This is a genomic window from Flectobacillus sp. BAB-3569, from assembly GCF_002270355.1.
Classification (GTDB): domain Bacteria; phylum Bacteroidota; class Bacteroidia; order Cytophagales; family Spirosomataceae; genus Flectobacillus; species Flectobacillus roseus.
On sequence record NZ_NJFZ01000028.1, the window covers coordinates 42,804 to 59,624 of the forward strand.

A 16,821-nucleotide genomic window follows, 5' to 3' on the forward strand; every position below is an offset into this window, starting at 1 on the left:
AAACAGAAAATTATATACTCAGCAATACAAAAGGCAAAATTACTCATAATATTACCAAATAGAAGAAAAACCAACTGAATTCGCCTATAGACCAGCGCTAAATCTAGCAAGTGGCTTATTAGTCTCTTGACTTTTTCAACAAACTACAAAAAATCAGTTTGTTAGGGTAGATTTCTCCTCTTTTATACCTTACCTTTTACATCTTAGCATCGAGAATATTTCATTGAGAATAACGATATTCTTTTTTATTACGCTATCCCATTGTGTACATATTCATTTACTTATCTGGTTTTTCGGTTCTCATTTGGGTGAGATTTCGGTAAATTGCATTACTATTAATTATGAAATAAACTTCAAACATATAGATGAAAAAACGTTATCAAGTATTACTCGTACTATCAATTCTTTCCACTGTTACCTTTCTCGACCGCATTGCTATCTCTACAGCAGGCGAACGTATTTCAAAAGATTTGGGGCTAAGTCCTGTTCAATGGGGCTGGGTATTGGGGATGTTTACCCTTGCCTATGGACTTTTTGAAATTCCCACAGGATTATTGGGCGACCGACTCGGCGCCAAACGCCTTCTTATTCGAGTAGTATTGTGGTGGTCATTTTTTACAGTACTCACAGGCTTTTCGACAGGTTTTGTCATGCTTCTTGCAGTACGATTCTTATTTGGTATTGGCGAAGCTGGGGCATATCCCAATATTTCGATAGCCTTGAGCAAGTGGTTACCAGCCTTCGAAAGAGGAAAAGGGCAAGCACTTATTTGGGCAGCGTCAAGAATTGGTGCAGGGTTGACTCCTATTTTAGTCATTCCTATTCAACAAAAATATGGCTGGCAGATGTCCTTCTATATCCTCGGGGGAGTTGGTTTACTTTGGGTGATTTTTTGGATTTTCTGGTACAAAGAAGAGCCTTCTGAAGCTAAGGATATTTCGAAGGAAGAATTGAATTTTATCTTAGAAAATAGACAACTCAGCGACCACTCTCCCAAACAATCAGTCTGGAAAATACTCAACCATCCTAACCTTTGGATTCTATTCTTGATGTATTACTGTTATGCTGCGGGGGCTTATTTTTTCCAAAGCTGGATGCCCAAATATCTACAGCAGGGACGTGGTATTTCGGAAGAAAATATGAAGTTTATAGCTTCTGCTCCTTTTATTTTGGGAGCGGTAGGATGTTTTCTAGGAGGGATTTTGAGTGATTATACGGTCAAGAAATATGGTAAAAAATGGGGTCGTCGCATTGTCCCAATGATTGGGCTTAGTCTTTCGGGTATCTGTCTCATTACGGCGTCTCTTAGTCAAAACGATACTTTGGCCGTTGTACTTTTGTCTTTGGGGCTTGCCACTATGGATGTCACCGCACCAGTGGCATGGGCTGTAGCCATGGATATTGGAGGCAAACAAAGTGGTACTGTATCGGGAGCGATGAACTCGGCGGGCTTGATTGGAGCCTATATCAATACTGTATCTTTTGGATATCTTGCCACGACTTTCGGGTACTACTTTCCTGTACTTATGATTGGTGGTTTATTGATACTTGGATCTATACTTTGGCTAAAAATTGATGCTACTCACCAAGTATCCGTTCAATCAGAATAGTCAAAAAAAATATCGCTAAAACTTTCGTTTCAAATATTTAAAAATCAAATAGTTACAACCAAACGAATGTTTAATTTCAAAAAAACATGATAAAAAACAACTGCATTTTCTGCCAAACTATCCCTATCTTTGGAAAGAATTTCGGAAGAACAAGAAACAATTTTAGCTAACAAATTGTAGTCTCAAAGGAATATATTTTCACTACCGAGACTAAAGAGATAGGTAGAAAAATAGCGAAGTTAATTTTTGTCAACTTTGATGATTTCTAAGACAAAATAGTTTAAATTTAGCCAAGGTAAGCGCGCTTCAACATGAGCCGAAAGCTATCATTTAAACAATCCTTTTTATTTTTAGATAACTAGTAACTTATACCATACGACCATGTCACAGGCAGCAATTATTGAACCCTTACTTCAAGAAGACCCAAATCGTTTTGTGTTATTTCCAATCAAACACAATGACATTTGGCAATTTTATAAAAAAGCGGAAGCTTCTTTCTGGACAGCTGAAGAAATTGACCTTTCTCAAGACTTAAATGACTGGGAAAACAAGCTTACAGCTGATGAAAAGCACTTTATTTCGCATGTATTGGCCTTCTTTGCGGCATCGGATGGTATCGTAAACGAAAACCTTGCTGTTAACTTCCTTTCGGAGGTTCAGTATGCAGAAGCTAAATGTTTCTATGGCTTCCAAGTAATGATGGAAAACATTCACTCTGAAACATACTCTTTGTTGATTGATACTTATATCAAAAACCCAATCGAAAAAGACCGTATGCTTCGCGCCATCGAAACCATCGATTGTGTTCAGAAAAAAGCAGAATGGGCTTTGCGTTGGATTGGCAGTGAAAACTTTGTAGAACGTCTGATTGCATTTGCAGCTGTAGAAGGTATTTTCTTCTCAGGTAGTTTCTGTTCTATTTTCTGGTTGAAAAAACGTGGTTTGATGCCAGGTCTTTCGTTCTCAAACGAGCTTATCTCTCGCGACGAAGGTTTGCACTGTGATTTTGCTTGTTTGCTTTACGCAGACCACATCAAAAATCAATTGCCACAGTCAAGAGTAATTGAAATCATTACTGATGCTGTGACTATCGAAAAAGAATTTGTAACAGATTCGCTTCCTGTTTCATTAATCGGTATGAACGCTAACTTGATGTGTCAATACATTGAGTTTGTAGCTGACCGCTTGTTGGTAGCTTTGGGATGTCCAAAAGTATATAACGCAACCAATCCATTTGATTTCATGGAAATGATTTCGTTACAAGGCAAAACTAATTTCTTCGAAAAACGTGTTGCTGAGTATCAAAAAGCAGGTGTCATGTCAGAAAAAGAAACGATGTCTTTCTCTTTAGATGAAGATTTTTAGAATTTCTTAAAAATAATCAAAACAAAACGGCTCGTTGCAAGATTGCAACGAGCCGTTTTGTTTTGGAGCCTTAAAGACCTATGTATCATTTTAAGTTGTACTGAGTTTGTTTTCGGAAAAAACCCCACTTTGTCTTAACAGCAACAGTGGGGTATGTATTATATGAATTGGATAGATAGATAATGTGACAAGCTTTTTATGAAAGATTTTGGCAAACTTGGCTTTTTTCAGTAATTTTTTACCCGATTATATGCCAAAAAATCATCTTTTTATTCAAATCTCCATATTTTCAATCATGTGAATTTGAATTTACCCAACCTCAATTTGTCTAGCCTTCATCCTATTGCAATTGATAGGTTAGTGCGCAAAATAAAATTTAAGATTGTGCTTTGGGCTTTCAGGTAACGGCTTTCGGCGGGGGCTTTGGAAAAAGCATGTCGGTGATTATTAAAAAACATTTTAACACTCTTTGCCTTGTGCCTGTTGTCTAGTGCCTAAACAAAATTGAATCTTATTCTGCACTATTACTTACTCAAAATTAAATTAGCATTTAGAGAGACTCTTTCTTGAAAAGAAAAACCAAAGCTCTCTTTATTTATATTTCTTTGTGGTTAGGTAAAAAATTGTAAAAACTATTGTATCAAGCAGATACAATATTAATTGTTTTATTCTAATATTACAATTCTTTTTTAAATTTGAACAAAATTTATTTTATGGAGCATACAACAGAATATAAAGACCTAGTTAACCCTGAACAAGACTTTTTACCGGGCATATCGATTGATTGCGTAATTTTTGGTTTTCATGAGAATCAATTGAAGGTGTTATTGATCAAATTTGCCAATACCGAAATATATTCCCTCCCAGGAGGATTTATCTATAAAGAAGAAAGTTTGGATGAAGCCGCAAGTAGAATTCTTGACCATCGTACAGGAATTGAGGATACTTATCTGGAGCAATTTTATGTATTTGGTAACCCCAATAGAGTGAACCCTGAGGAACATCGACTTATCATGCAAAAAAATGGGTTAGATCTTCCTAATGGCCACTTTTTGCTTAATCGACATATTACAGTAGGGTATTACGCTTTGGTAGACTTTACAAAAATACAACCACACTCCCATCTCAATCTTGAAGAAGGTGGCTGGTTTGATATTTATGACTTGCCTGAAACAATTGCTTTTGACCACCGTGAAATTTTACTCAAGGCACTCGACTCGCTTCGTTTGTTTTTAGATCATAAACTATCAGTCTTTAACCTCATGCCCGAAACCTTTACCATGGGCGAATTACAAAGTCTTTATGAGACTATTTTGAACAAAAAACTCTTGAGAGCTAATTTCCAACGCAAAATGCTCAGTTTGGGGATACTCGAAAGACTAGATAAAAAATGGGGAGGTGGTGCCCACAAGGCTCCATATTTGTATCGATTTGATTCGCAAAAGGCTGAAGCTAGCAAATTTGCTAATCAGTTTGAGGAGTAAAGAATAGACTATTACATAACCTATATAAAATTAGAATTTTGATTTCGGAACATAATGCTGAACATTTCTGATATCTCCGAAATCAAAAATCTATCGTCGAGAGACTGACTCAAACTATCCCCCACTCACTGGTGGAATTAACGCAATTTCGTCTCTTTCTGATAATACTAAATCCTGCTCGGCATATTCGTTATTTACAGCCAACAATAACGAGCGAATGGAAGCCAACGGTGGGTATTCTGCTCTGAGCAAGGTCAACAAACCATCGGTTGTGAGGGTATCTGATACCTCCAAAGTCGTCGAGCTATTGCCAACAATTTCTTTGGTGATTCCAAACAAAGCAATTGTATATTTCATTAGGTTAAATTTTTGATTCTAGGATTCAATAGTATATTTGTTTTTATTGATTACAGAAATACTATCAGCGATAAATATAGACGTTTCTTTTTGAACAAATTTTCCTATATTTTGATTGCTAATATAACGAAGTAAATCAATAATTTGAGGACACCCAATGGGGATTTACCCAAAATACTACTATATCATTCGTATCTGTGACAACTAATCCATCCATAACAACTCCCGATAATCGTCCAGTGATTTATGACAATCACGGTCGACCGATTACTTATTTGAGGCTGGCTGTCACCGACCGATGCAATTTGCGTTGCTTTTATTGCATGCCTGAAGAAGGCATCAAATACCTCCACAAATCCAAACTGCTTAGCTACGAAGAAATGCTTCGTATCGTTGGTGTACTGGCCGAATTAGGGGTGCACAAAGTGCGTATTACAGGTGGAGAACCTTTTGTGCGTAACAACCTCGTAGATTTTTTGTATCGCCTTGCTGACATTCAAGGAATCGATGAGCTGAATATTACCACCAACGGCGTTTTGACGGGACAGTATCTCAAACAAATGAAAGAAATCGGGATTCGTTCTGTCAATTTGAGTTTGGATACTTTGGATGCGCAACGCTTTTTCGAAATTACCCGTCGTGATGAATTCTCAAAAGTCTATCAAACGCTTTTTGATTTACTCGATGCAGGTTTTGAAGTAAAAATCAATGCTGTAGTAATGGATGGGAAAAATACAGATGATATTTTACCCTTGGTAGCTCTTACCGAGCATTATCCTGTAGCAGTTCGCTTTATCGAAGAAATGCCTTTCAATGGCGAAGGCTCACATTATCCTGTACTTCATTGGAATATCCATCGTATTTTAGAAACAATCCGAGGTACCTATCCGAGCCTAAGCAAAATTGAAGATGCTCCACATTCTACTTCGTATAACTACCACGTCCCAGGCTTCAAAGGCAATATTGGCGTGATTGCAGCGTTTTCAAGAACCTTCTGTGGCACTTGCAATCGCATCAGAATGACCGCACAAGGCGAATTAAAAACTTGTTTGTACGACGAAGGTGTATTAAGCATCCGAGATTTGATTCGTTCGGGCATTAGCAACGAAGAATTGAAAGGAGTTTTTATCAATACTTTTCAAAAAAGAGCTAAAGATGGCTTCGAAGCTGAGAAACGTAGAACCAAGCTTGTTACTGAATCCATGACAACCATTGGAGGATAATCCATAAAAATCTTAATTTTGCAATTCATTTAATCCCCTGTCAACCCAATAGTATTTTGGACTGGGCTGACAGGGGACATATTTTATATAGACAATGACAATCGAGCAAATTTTTGAAGGTTTCAATCAACTAAAAGTCCTCATCATAGGCGATTTGATGATTGATGCTTATACCTGGGGTAAAGTAGAACGTATCTCTCCTGAAGCTCCAGTACCAGTAGTAAATGTAAAACAAAGAGAAATGCGTTTGGGTGGTGCTGGCAATGTGGTGATGAACGTTCAGGCACTTGGCGCAAAAGCTATTATTTGTTCGGTAATCGGAAAAGATTCTTATGGTAATGCACTATTAGATTTATTGGAAGAAAGGGAGTTATCTACAGAAGGTATTCTTCAATCTGATGAACGCATCACTACAGTAAAAGAACGTATTATCGCAGGTACACAGCAAATTGTACGCGTAGATACCGAAACTGACAAATTGATTTCTGAGAATGAGCGCAATTTGCTTTTAGACAAAATCAAGGTATTAGCACTCGACGCTCAGGTAATTATCTTTGAAGATTATGATAAAGGCGTTTTATCAAAAGAGCTTATTGCTGAGGTAATAGACTTTGCACAAGAACACCACATTCCTACAGTCGTAGATCCGAAAAAGCGTAACTTTTTGAATTATCAAAATGCTACCTTATTCAAACCAAATTTGAAAGAACTCAAAGAAGGTCTCAACATTCAGTTTGATTCAAAGGATCCAGCAGAGCTAGCGATGGCGGTTAATATGCTCATAGAAACCCTTGAGGTGAAAGGTGCTTTTGTTACTCTTTCGGAACAAGGTGTGTTTATCAATTTCAAAGACGAAGAAAAACATATTCCTGCCCATATTCGACAAATTGCAGATGTTTCAGGAGCTGGCGATACCGTAATTTCAATTGCAGCCTGCTGTGTAGCACTCAATTTATCTCCAGAATTAGTAGCAGGACTCTCCAATTTAGGTGGTGGACTCGTATGTGAATCGGTAGGAGTTGTTCCAATCAATAAAGAAAGACTGTTGGCAGAAGCCCAACAAAACTATAATTAAGTATTAATAGGCTTTAGGCTATAAGCTCTAGGCATTAGGCAAAAAGGGGCCTTTTTTTCAGTTAAATTTTAAGAAAATTCCGCTCCGAAAATAAATTCTACATTTTTTGAAAAATAATTTAACTATTTTTCAATGCGTAAACTATTTTACCTCAATAGACGTTTATCTATTATCAACCGCAAAAAAGCCTTGCTATCTATTTAGCAAGGCTTTTTTATTTGATGCTAATTTGAATGTTTCTGCGCCGTTTTTTACTTCTTACTATCAGGCTTATCCTCTATTCCCAAAGTGCTTATCGAAGGATTGATTGTTCGTGCGGTAATTACAATTTTGAAAATTTTATTTCCTGCAAAACTAAATTCTGCCACATATTTCCCCTTTGCTTTTAGGTTACGATACACAGCTGTGTAATTCATTTTACTTTCCCAACCATGCACTGCCAAAGCACCCAACAAATGGTCAAGGCATTTTTGAAGATTCGAAAAATAATTTAGCACAGGTTCTTTAGTTCGAACAGCATTGAGCGAACCAATCGAAATCACGGCAACCTCGTAGATAGTTTGTTGTTTCATCTTGAAACCTTATGGGTTACTTGTTAATCTGATATTTGAGATAAACTTGGAATCTTTATCTCCGTTTTCTCGTATTTGATATCCACATCACAAGTCGTTAGAGAGTCCATTTTGATATAATTTTCAGCAATTTGAAAAAAATAAAATAAATATGAAAAATAATTTAACTATTTTTCAATACCTAAACTATTTAGGCACTTCTGACGTTTTAAATATATCAATCACAAAAAAGCCTTGTTAGTGTTCCTAGCAAGGCTTTTTGATTTTTAAGGTTTTAGCCTTTATCATGGAGCTATTCCAACAAAAAAAGCCAGTGAACAAATCCACTGACTTTCTCTTTTAGAGGTATATTGGATAGTTCCTTTACCTCCTCTTACTCCAATATATTTTATTGAGCAATTGCTGTAAATTCAATCTCTACTAAGTAATCTGGAGATACTAATTTAGAAATCTCATAGATACCTGTTGTTGGTTTGATTTCGCCGAAATAAGCGCCATGAGCACGAGCAATATCATCAAATTTGGTAATATCTGTTGTGAAAATACGAGTTCTTACCACATCTTTTGTCGATACGCCAGCTTCTTCTAATACTTTAGCGATACGCTCTAAGATATTCAACGTTTGTGCATAAGCATCGTCAGCCTTTACTTTTTCACCATCAACGATTGCTACAGTTCCTGATACTTCTACGATGTTTCCGATTCTTACGGCACGGCAATAGCCCATTTTGTCTTCCCACGGCGAGCCCGTTAAGATATTTTGTCTAGACATACTTAATAATTGTTTTTTGGTTACGATACAAAGATAAGATAAAAGCCGAGGGATATTTACTCAAAAAGGCATAAAAAAAGGCTCAAACTAATGTGTTTGAACCTTTAACATACCAAAAATCGTTGCCTTTACGCACGTACAGCTACTAAATTAGCTTCCATCAAAGAAGCCAATTCTTCCACAGTCTGTACTCTATCTATCTCCTGATCTGGTAATGTAATACCATACGTATTTTCCAAATAAGCTACTACTTCTAGGAACTCTAATGAGTTCATTCCCAAATCGGCATAAAAGCGTTTTTGAGGAGCTATCAACCTCGGACTAATATAAAAATTCCGAGATAAGAACTTTGTCAATGTTTCTGTGCTGAATCTCATCGGTTTCTTGATTTATATATATTTTGACGATTGTTATGCTTGATTAACGAGCTTTTTTGAATAATAGTGCCCGAATTTTAAGTTTTTTTTAGAAAAAATGAGAAAAATCAATAAAAACTCTTAAATATTATGCTTACAGAGCATTCTTGAATTATTTAAAGATTCCTCTCATGATTTATTAAAAAATATTAAAAACTATTTTCGGGAAATTTGCTCCTTTTAAAACCTAGTTTTGTATCGTTTCTTTGACCGGAATAATGGTGGGTGGAAGCAACTTATACATAACTGGTGTAACCAAACGAGCAAGTAATGTTGAACTGATAATTCCACCTATAAGCACTAAAGCCAACGGAGAATACAATTCTGAATATTCGACAACCAATGGCACTAAGCCTCCTATGGCCGTAAGTGATGTTAACACGATAGGGACAAATCTCACTTCGCCTGCTTCTCGAATCGCCTCCTCAAGTCCAAAACCTTCTTCTCGAAGTTGATTGGTAAAATCTACCAACAATAAGGAGTTTTTGACCTCGATTCCTACCAGTGCGATAAAACCGATAACAGCCGTAAATGATAAGGTTTCGCCCCAAAGTAATAGCATCAAGATAGCTCCAACTATACCCAATGGAATTACTGACAATACAATCAAGGTTGATTTGAAGTTTCGGAATTCCAAAATTAGGATAGCTATCATTCCGAAGACAGTTATCAAAACTATCACCCCTATGCCTCCGAAAGATTTTTCTGCATTTTCGGCCTCTCCTGCTACTCTGTACGAAAATCCTTTTGGAAACTTAAAGGTATTTAATTGCTTTATTAATTCTTGGTTTACTTGTGCCGTATTATAACCAGACTTCAAAAAGGTCGAAACCGTCACATATCGTTCTTTGTCGAAGTGCAAAATTTGATTTTGAGATGTCTCTAACTTAATATCTACCAATTGTTTAAGTGGAATTGCCGTCCCTAAAGCATTGTTGACATACAAACGATTAAATACATCCAAATCTTGTTGAACACCTGTTCTTGGAATCGAGATGTTGATATTATAGCCGTCCTTTTGGCCATCTTCTCTGTAAGTACCCACATTTAATCCTGCTATTCCTAAACGTACCACTCGGTCGATTTCGGCAGAGCTGACACCCATCAATCCAGCCTTTTCTTTATTAACCACCACACGAATATCCGTCGGTTGGACTTTCAAAGGGTTGTTTACATAAATAGCGCCTGGGTGATTGGCTAATATTTTCTCTATTTTGAAAGCTACATTTCTCAGAGTATCCAAATTTTCTCCAAAGATTCGATAAGCAATTGGTGCTTCTAATGGTGGTCCTTGTTCAAAATCTTTTACCTCAATTTTGGCATTAGGATACGCTCCCATATTACCACGCAAATCGTCGATTAAAGCTTTTTTCTCAGAAGTTTCCATGTCTTCGAGCAGGACAAAAATTTGTGCTCGGTTTTCGGACTGACCTCTTTCTACGGTATTGTAATAAATACGAGGATTGACACGACCTACGTTTGAGGCAAAGTTTCTAATCTCAGGTACTTTCTTTAATTTTTCTTCTACATACTTCACTACTTTAGTCGTAGCAGCCATATTTGTTCCGACTGGAGTTTCGATATTTACTAAAAACATCGGTTTTTCGGAAGTAGGAAAAAGTGAAAAGCCTAAGAATAATTTAGCCATCATCATCACACCTACAAATACCCCTAATGCGCCTGCCAAGGTAGTTTTCGGATGCTTTAAACACCAATCCATTAAGCGACCATAAGTGGCAGAAATGATTTTTTTCATTCCTCTCAAAATCACATTCCCTTCTGGATTATGATTTTCTGTCAATAAAACAGATGACAAAAACGGAACAATCGTCAAAGACACAATCATCGAAGCCAATACCGTAAACATTACAGCCATTGGTAAACTACGAATAAATTCACCCGCTGCTTCTGGCAAGTTGGCAATTGGTAAAAACGCAAAGCATAACAATACTGTACACCCTACTACCGCCAAACCAATTTGCTTTGTCGCATCAATAGCTGCTTGCTTGCGTTTGATGCCCATACGCATAAAGCGTTCAATGTTTTCAACAACTACGATAGAGTCATCCACCAAAATTCCTAGGGCAACAATCATCCCTACGATAGACAGCTGGTTAATAGTATAACCGAATACGTTGAGTAATGTTAAACCAATCGCTAACGAAAGTGGAATCGAAATCATTACGACAATACTCGCACGTGTACCCAAAGGCAATAGCGTAATCAATACTAATAAAATCGCTATTCCGAAATCTTTAGCAAAACGAGTCAAACGATTATCTACAGATTCGGCTTGGTCAAAAACTTTTACGACGTCGACACTTGGAGGTAGTTGTGCTTTGTATTTTTCAACAATAGGCTCCACAATCTTTCTAATACCAATAATATTCTGTCCTTGCTTTTGGCATGCTGTTACAAAAACACAACGATGACCGTTGAGACTAGTAATATGTGTTTCGTCCTCGTAAGCAAATTTTACCTGAGCGATATCCTTGAGATATACGATTTTGGTACCGTTGGTGTACACAATCGTATTCTGAATTTCGTCGAGATCATTATATGCTCCTGAGGTTTTTACATTTAGTTTTTTACTCGAAACATTGATACTACCCCCGGGTATATTGACATTTTCGGACTGGATTGCTCCTAATACCTGATTGACTGGAATACGGTCATGCGCCATTTTTTCCAAATTCAATTCAACGGCTACTTTGCGAGCAGGAAAACCCCATGATTTGATATTAGTCAAAGGCTTTACCTTTTCGAGTTGTTTTTCCAAGTCATCTGCATATTCCTTTAATTTGGAATAGGGCAAATTTTCACTGACTAGCGCAAACTGATAAATATTTACATCAGTTGGTCTAAACTTTTGTACTCGAATATCCAGAATTTCGGCTGGAAGGTCTTTTCTGATAGCATTTACTTCACGTACAACCTCCTGATATTTTTCTTCTGGGTCTTGTTCAAAATCATATTCTATCTGAAATACTGCCGCTCCATCTAGTATGACTGTACTTATGCGCTGAATGTTGTCTAGCTCGTTAATTCTTTTTTCAAAAGGGTCAACTACCAGCTCTTCCATGTCGTTGGGAGTAGCTCCAGGATAGATAATGGTAACGCCAAACTGAGGAGATTCAAACTCTGGATCTTCGCCTCGTGGCATGTTCAACAAGGAATATAGCCCGATTGATAATACCGCCAGAAATACCACTAAGGTAAACTGGTAATTTTTTACGGAAAATTCTGCGATTTTCATATATGATGAGTTGTCGGCATAAGCTGTCTTACAATGACATTATGCACGTTTAGGTCTATATAAAATTGATTAGTTGTAAAAGCTTATTTCATCACTTTTACTTTTGTGCCCTCTACCAGATAAGCCGAGCCATCTGTTACCACTTGACTAACTCCCGCCAATCCCTCACGAACAAATGCCTGTTGGTTATTGACATAGGCAATCAACAGAGAAACTCTCTTTGCTTTTCCGTTTTCTACAACATATACAAAAGCTTGGTCGCCATTGCCTTCAATAATGGCATCAACAGGAACAGACGCATATTGGTATTTGATAGAAGGATAAATCAATGCTTTGGCAAATAAGCCAGTCGCCATTTTTTTACCTTGTGTACTAATTTTTAATTCTGCTTGATAGAGGCCTGAAGCTTGGTCGGCACCTTGAGAGAGGGTTGTCACATTTGCCAAAAACTTAGTATCTGGAAATGCGTCGAGAGTGATGTCGGCTTTATCGCCTAATTTGAGACGAGTCCAATCTTTATCTGCGATACCCACTTTTACCACCCAGTCGTTCGCACCTGCGGCGTTTACAAAAAACACAGGACTACCAGACGAGGCTAGTTCTCCTTCATTCATCATTTTTTTGACCACAACGCCATTGGTTGGTGCATAAATTTTGGAATATCCTTGGTTGTATTGGGCTATTTGCAAACTTTGTTTTGCTACGCTCAAGGCTGTTGTAAGATTTTGGACTTGCTCAAGTGTGGCAACCGAATCACGGTAAAGCGCATTGACACGCTTTAAATCTCTTTCGATTTTGCTCACATTTTCTTGTGCTTGTGAAACTTGTGCATTGATTTCGGTCAAATTGAGGGTTGCCAATAATTGACCTTTAGCAATATTTTGCCCTTCTTTTACAAAGATTTTTTCGATAATTCCGCCCGTTTTAAAAGATAGTCGAGCTTCATGTAAGGAGCTAATCAAGCCCGAAGCTTTGATGGGTTCGGTAGAATTAGCATTTGAAACATCCACTAATTTTACGGCTACAGTTTCGTTATCTGCAATTGTTTTTTTGTCGGTTTTCTTTTTGCCACAGGCAAATACCGTTGCTATGATTAGACCTAGAATGAGGCTATTTTTTAAGGAAGTCAACATTTTTCAAGAGGATTTTACTTAGCACAAGGCTAAAGAGATTTTTAGATTTTTATTTCAAGTCAAAAGCGGCAGCACTGCGTTCGAGTTCTACCCATTTGAGCCAAACATCATATTGAGCTATCACTTGCTGCAATTGAGTGCGAGTCAGTTGGGTCTGGGCATCTAGTAGTTCAATAAAACTAAGATTACCTTCTTTGTAACGGCGCATCATATCGCGATAATAGCGCTGTGCCGAACTTATCTGATTGGCTTTAGATTGATGAATTTCTTTAGCGGCAGTCAATGCGTTTTGTGCTAAAGTATTTTGTAAATCAAGTTGATTTTTGACTTGCTGAAGTTGCGTATCTGCGGTAGCAACATCCATTTCGGCTTGTTTTACTTTCAACTGATTTCGTCCTGAGGAATATACAGGTAAGTCAATTGATACTCCGACCAAGAAAAAGGCATTGGGAGAAATAAAATTCTTGTCAGCCGCGGCGATTTGAGCAAAACGACCTTGAGAACCTAAATCCAATGATGCTCCTATTTTGGGTTGGTTGTAGGACTGGCTCAATTTTAAGATTTGCTTATTGATATTCAAATTGGTTTCGAGCTTGTCAATTTCTTCACGGTGGGCTAAGTCTATTTTAGCAGGAATTACAACATTTTTTAAACTGGAGTCAACTTTGATTTCCTGTGTAAACTCACGGTTTAATAAGAAATTGAAATACGCTGCTGCATTTTTCTGTATTCCTTTGGCAGCTTCTACTTCTGATTCGATACTAGCAATTTCGTTTTGGGTACGAATAGAAACCGTCGGGTTAGCCATGCCATTTTGAATCAACGCTTGGTTGACACGCTCACTTTCACGAAGTAGACGTAAAGCATTTTCATAAATACTCAATGCTTCCGTAGCTTTCAAATAATTGAAATAGGCCATTTTTATATCTTTGACCAATTCACGTTTATAGACATTGGTTTCGGATTGCTGTAAACCAATCAGTTCCTTTTTGATGCTTTGATTATACTTCAGTTCGGCATTGATCAAAGGCATTGAGGTCTTGAATCGCATGTCATAAAAGTCCTTTGGAATCAATTGCTCACTCACATTTGAGATTTGTGGAAAAGCGTTTGAGTTAGTCAAGCGATTGAGCGTCGCATATACAGGGTTTACCAAATCCCCAACAGGAATATCAATCGTACGACCACCCAATGCAGAAGAGACAGTCGTATTGAAATTCACGGCAGGTTTGAACAAACTTTTGGCCTCATCTAAAGCCCAAATAGCTTTTTGTAGCTGAAAACGTTGCTGCTTGAGCGTCTGACTATTTTGTAACCCTTCTTGTACATACTGATTGAGTACTTCTGATTGAGCCATAGTTCCATAAGCGAGCCAACAGCACACCAAGGATAAATAATACTTCATAGGTTTCATGTATTAAACATTTATAATTTTATAAACACCGTTCAGTAAAAGAGTAAATAAAAAGCATCAATTCATGGGGAATCAATGCCGAATGGGCTTTGAGCTATCGGGTTTTAGCTTTCAGCACTAGTTATAAAGTATACTAATGCAGGCCGACTGCTCAAACTGAATGCCAAAAGCTGTCATAAGTCAGACCTGTGGGAGATTTTGCTGCCCACAGGTCTTTCTAGGGGATTTTTAGATTTTTTCAGCTTAAGTAAACTGTTAAATCTTTACTGCTTAATTCACTTTGTAAATCCTTAAAATCAGTTAGTTACTGGTCTTTCAAAGATTCAAAGACAAAGTAACTAAAACTATTTAATAGTATTGCTTGTTGCCACCAAATTGGTTGTACATTTTGCAATTAAAATATCATCTTGGTTACGAATTTCGCCTTCTGCATGAGCGATTTTCTTTCCCATTCTTACAATCTTAGATTTTACGCGAACGGTCTCGCCTAGTCGTGCGCTAAAAAGGTAATCTACCGAAAGATTGACAGTACTATAAAAAACACCATTGCCCATCATAAAAACAGTCATCCCAATAATATCGTCCAACATCGTAGCAGCAATACCGCCATGTAGGATACGAGCAGGATTTACCATTTCTTCTTTGACTTGGTATTCTATTTCGATACCGTGGTCATGAACTCCTACCAATACGCCATCCAACAATTTGGCCACTGGCGAAATACTTTTTTCGGCTACACGAGTACCAATATATTCTTTAAAAACCTCTAATGCGTGTTTATTACTCATTTTTCTTTTTTATAAGATTCAACATGAAGTCCAACGACTCTCCTATGAGCTTCTCAAGCTGTATTTCTGGATTTAGTTCACAAAATGGTTCAAATCGCCCTCTGATATTTAATGATACCAGACCATGAACATAAGACCAGATTGACATAGACAATACATCGATGTCGGCTGGCAAAACAGAGCCTTGTTCGATACAGAGCGCCAAGTTTTTTTGTAGTGCCACAAAATTGTGCATGCCACAATCCCAGCCAGCTTCTTGTTTTTTGAGAGCGTGCATAGGCGCGTCTTTTATAAACATCAAGTCGTATAGCTCAGGGTTTTCGAAAGCGAATTTTAAGTAAATCAGTCCTCTCATACGCAGTTGTTGAAAACCATCTTCGATACTTTCAACAGGACGAGTCATTTCGGACAATTTATCAAAACCTAATTCATGTACCGCATAAAACAACTCATCTTTATCCTTATAATGAAGATAAATGGTAGCTGGACTATATTCTATTTTATCAGCAATAGCTCGAATAGAAGCCTTATCAAAGCCTTCTTTGATAAAGATTTCTTTAGCAGCTTCCAAAATTCGCTGCTTTAATTCAAGTTTTTCGCGTTCTTTTCTTTCTAAAATACCCATTTCTTAATAAACCAATCTTAGTATACAGGCAAATTTACGCAAAGTGTATAGGCATTCCCAACAGGTAGCAGGCTTATTTCACTTTTGTCCACACAGTAGTACGTCCCAGTAACGAAACGCCCACAAAGCCTCTGATTTCTAATTCATCCGCTTTTTTAAGTTTCATATTGCATGAATAGCTTTTGCCATTTTTAGGGTCATAAATACTCCCTTCTTCCCATGCTTTTCCTGTAAACTCAAAATTTTTCAGAATCACCAATCCTAATAAAGGTTGACTACGCAACGATGCATCAGGATTATTTACATCTTTTTTGTTTGCGTCCTTTATCCAAGAAAGTTTACCAAAATACTTTTCTCCTTGTTTAAATATCAACACCTTACCGTCTTTACTTTCAGATAGCCATTCACCCAACACGGCGTCTTTGGTAGGGTTTTGAGCCTGTACGATTTGCATAGTAAATAACAAGGTGGCAAGAATAAATAATAGCTTTTTCATGAGTTTGTATGTTTATTATTAAAAGGTTTTGTTTTCAAGGCTTGAGATTCGGAAGATTTTGTAATCTTTGTATTAAATTCTATTAAAACTATAGGATAAAAATACTTATAATATATTTAATCAAAATAGGAATGAGATTTGGGTCATTAAGATACTAAGTTTAGGATAATGTGAGTATTATTATTTCCTAAACGATTTAGGGTAAGGTAGTTCTAGTTATTCTCAGAGTTATAAA

At 37.2% G+C, this 16,821-nt stretch carries 15 protein-coding genes; 5 read left to right on the plus strand and 10 right to left on the minus strand.

Annotated features, from left to right (window positions below; genetic code table 11):
• Positions 1-365 precede the first annotated feature (365 nt).
• From BWI92_RS22170 to BWI92_RS22180, 3 genes are all read left to right on the plus strand, one after another.
• On the plus strand, positions 366-1,610 hold the full coding sequence (locus BWI92_RS22170) for an MFS transporter (RefSeq protein WP_095166911.1): 1,245 nt from the start codon (positions 366-368) through the stop codon (positions 1,608-1,610).
• 381 nt (positions 1,611-1,991) lie between these two features.
• Positions 1,992-2,975: a ribonucleoside-diphosphate reductase small subunit gene (locus BWI92_RS22175; RefSeq protein WP_095166912.1), complete on the plus strand. Its 984-nt coding sequence runs from the start codon at positions 1,992-1,994 to the stop codon at positions 2,973-2,975.
• A gap of 713 nt (positions 2,976-3,688) precedes the next feature.
• On the plus strand, positions 3,689-4,459 hold the full coding sequence (locus tag BWI92_RS22180; RefSeq protein WP_095166913.1) for an NrtR DNA-binding winged helix domain-containing protein: 771 nt from the start codon (positions 3,689-3,691) through the stop codon (positions 4,457-4,459).
• Between the two features lie 114 nt (positions 4,460-4,573).
• On the opposite strand, the gene moaD is transcribed toward BWI92_RS22180, so the two are convergent.
• Positions 4,574-4,816, minus strand: coding sequence for a molybdopterin converting factor subunit 1 (gene moaD, locus BWI92_RS22185; protein ID WP_095166914.1), 243 nt, complete (start codon positions 4,814-4,816; stop codon positions 4,574-4,576).
• Between the two features lie 239 nt (positions 4,817-5,055).
• Between moaD and moaA the strand changes: the two genes are divergently transcribed.
• Positions 5,056-6,039, plus strand: a complete 984-nt coding sequence (gene moaA / locus BWI92_RS22190) for a GTP 3',8-cyclase MoaA (protein WP_095166971.1) — start codon at positions 5,056-5,058, stop codon at positions 6,037-6,039.
• A 94-nt stretch (positions 6,040-6,133) separates the two neighbouring features.
• On the plus strand, positions 6,134-7,114 hold the full coding sequence (locus BWI92_RS22195; protein WP_095166916.1) for a bifunctional heptose 7-phosphate kinase/heptose 1-phosphate adenyltransferase: 981 nt from the start codon (positions 6,134-6,136) through the stop codon (positions 7,112-7,114).
• A gap of 251 nt (positions 7,115-7,365) precedes the next feature.
• On the opposite strand, the gene BWI92_RS22200 is transcribed toward BWI92_RS22195, so the two are convergent.
• From BWI92_RS22200 to BWI92_RS22240, 9 genes are all read right to left on the minus strand, one after another.
• Positions 7,366-7,686 carry a hypothetical protein gene (locus BWI92_RS22200; protein WP_095166918.1) on the minus strand — a complete coding sequence of 107 codons (321 nt, stop codon included), beginning with the start codon at positions 7,684-7,686 and terminating at the stop codon, positions 7,366-7,368.
• A 388-nt stretch (positions 7,687-8,074) separates the two neighbouring features.
• Complete coding sequence (locus BWI92_RS22205; protein WP_095166920.1) at positions 8,075-8,458, minus strand: RidA family protein; 384 nt, start codon at positions 8,456-8,458, stop codon at positions 8,075-8,077.
• A 128-nt stretch (positions 8,459-8,586) separates the two neighbouring features.
• Positions 8,587-8,835 carry an acyl carrier protein gene (locus BWI92_RS22210; RefSeq protein ID WP_095166922.1) on the minus strand — a complete coding sequence of 83 codons (249 nt, stop codon included), beginning with the start codon at positions 8,833-8,835 and terminating at the stop codon, positions 8,587-8,589.
• A gap of 226 nt (positions 8,836-9,061) precedes the next feature.
• Entirely contained in the window at positions 9,062-12,130 is a 3,069-nt protein-coding gene (locus BWI92_RS22215) for an efflux RND transporter permease subunit (RefSeq protein WP_095166924.1), read from the minus strand.
• Between the two features lie 83 nt (positions 12,131-12,213).
• The gene (locus tag BWI92_RS22220; RefSeq protein ID WP_095166926.1) at positions 12,214-13,263 is read right to left on the minus strand and encodes an efflux RND transporter periplasmic adaptor subunit; all 1,050 of its coding nucleotides are present in this window, start codon (positions 13,261-13,263) and stop codon (positions 12,214-12,216) included.
• Between the two features lie 49 nt (positions 13,264-13,312).
• The gene (locus tag BWI92_RS22225) at positions 13,313-14,668 is read right to left on the minus strand and encodes a TolC family protein (RefSeq protein WP_176464511.1); all 1,356 of its coding nucleotides are present in this window, start codon (positions 14,666-14,668) and stop codon (positions 13,313-13,315) included.
• Between the two features lie 353 nt (positions 14,669-15,021).
• On the minus strand, positions 15,022-15,465 hold the full coding sequence (locus BWI92_RS22230) for a PaaI family thioesterase (protein WP_095166930.1): 444 nt from the start codon (positions 15,463-15,465) through the stop codon (positions 15,022-15,024).
• On the minus strand, positions 15,458-16,090 hold the full coding sequence (locus BWI92_RS22235) for a TetR/AcrR family transcriptional regulator (protein WP_095166932.1): 633 nt from the start codon (positions 16,088-16,090) through the stop codon (positions 15,458-15,460). The genes BWI92_RS22230 and BWI92_RS22235 overlap by 8 nt, the downstream gene beginning before the upstream one ends.
• A 73-nt stretch (positions 16,091-16,163) precedes the next feature.
• Positions 16,164-16,586, minus strand: a complete 423-nt coding sequence (locus BWI92_RS22240; protein ID WP_095166934.1) for a DUF2147 domain-containing protein — start codon at positions 16,584-16,586, stop codon at positions 16,164-16,166.
• Positions 16,587-16,821 lie beyond the last annotated feature (235 nt).

Excerpts from the sequence above, each read along its gene's own strand:
- BWI92_RS22215 (WP_095166924.1), bottom strand. The coding sequence starts at position 12,130 with ATGAAAATCGCAGAATTTTCCGTAAAAAATTACCAGTTTACCTTAGTG.
- BWI92_RS22205 (WP_095166920.1), bottom strand. The coding sequence starts at position 8,458 with ATGTCTAGACAAAATATCTTAACGGGCTCGCCGTGGGAAGACAAAATG.
- BWI92_RS22180 (WP_095166913.1), top strand. The coding sequence starts at position 3,689 with ATGGAGCATACAACAGAATATAAAGACCTAGTTAACCCTGAACAAGAC.
- moaD (WP_095166914.1), bottom strand. The coding sequence starts at position 4,816 with ATGAAATATACAATTGCTTTGTTTGGAATCACCAAAGAAATTGTTGGC.
- BWI92_RS22220 (WP_095166926.1), bottom strand. The coding sequence starts at position 13,263 with ATGTTGACTTCCTTAAAAAATAGCCTCATTCTAGGTCTAATCATAGCA.
- BWI92_RS22170 (WP_095166911.1), top strand. The coding sequence starts at position 366 with ATGAAAAAACGTTATCAAGTATTACTCGTACTATCAATTCTTTCCACT.
- BWI92_RS22175 (WP_095166912.1), top strand. The coding sequence starts at position 1,992 with ATGTCACAGGCAGCAATTATTGAACCCTTACTTCAAGAAGACCCAAAT.
- BWI92_RS22200 (WP_095166918.1), bottom strand. The coding sequence starts at position 7,686 with ATGAAACAACAAACTATCTACGAGGTTGCCGTGATTTCGATTGGTTCG.
- BWI92_RS22240 (WP_095166934.1), bottom strand. The coding sequence starts at position 16,586 with ATGAAAAAGCTATTATTTATTCTTGCCACCTTGTTATTTACTATGCAA.
- BWI92_RS22195 (WP_095166916.1), top strand. The coding sequence starts at position 6,134 with ATGACAATCGAGCAAATTTTTGAAGGTTTCAATCAACTAAAAGTCCTC.
- BWI92_RS22230 (WP_095166930.1), bottom strand. The coding sequence starts at position 15,465 with ATGAGTAATAAACACGCATTAGAGGTTTTTAAAGAATATATTGGTACT.
- BWI92_RS22235 (WP_095166932.1), bottom strand. The coding sequence starts at position 16,090 with ATGGGTATTTTAGAAAGAAAAGAACGCGAAAAACTTGAATTAAAGCAG.
- BWI92_RS22225 (WP_176464511.1), bottom strand. The coding sequence starts at position 14,668 with ATGAAGTATTATTTATCCTTGGTGTGCTGTTGGCTCGCTTATGGAACT.
- BWI92_RS22210 (WP_095166922.1), bottom strand. The coding sequence starts at position 8,835 with ATGAGATTCAGCACAGAAACATTGACAAAGTTCTTATCTCGGAATTTT.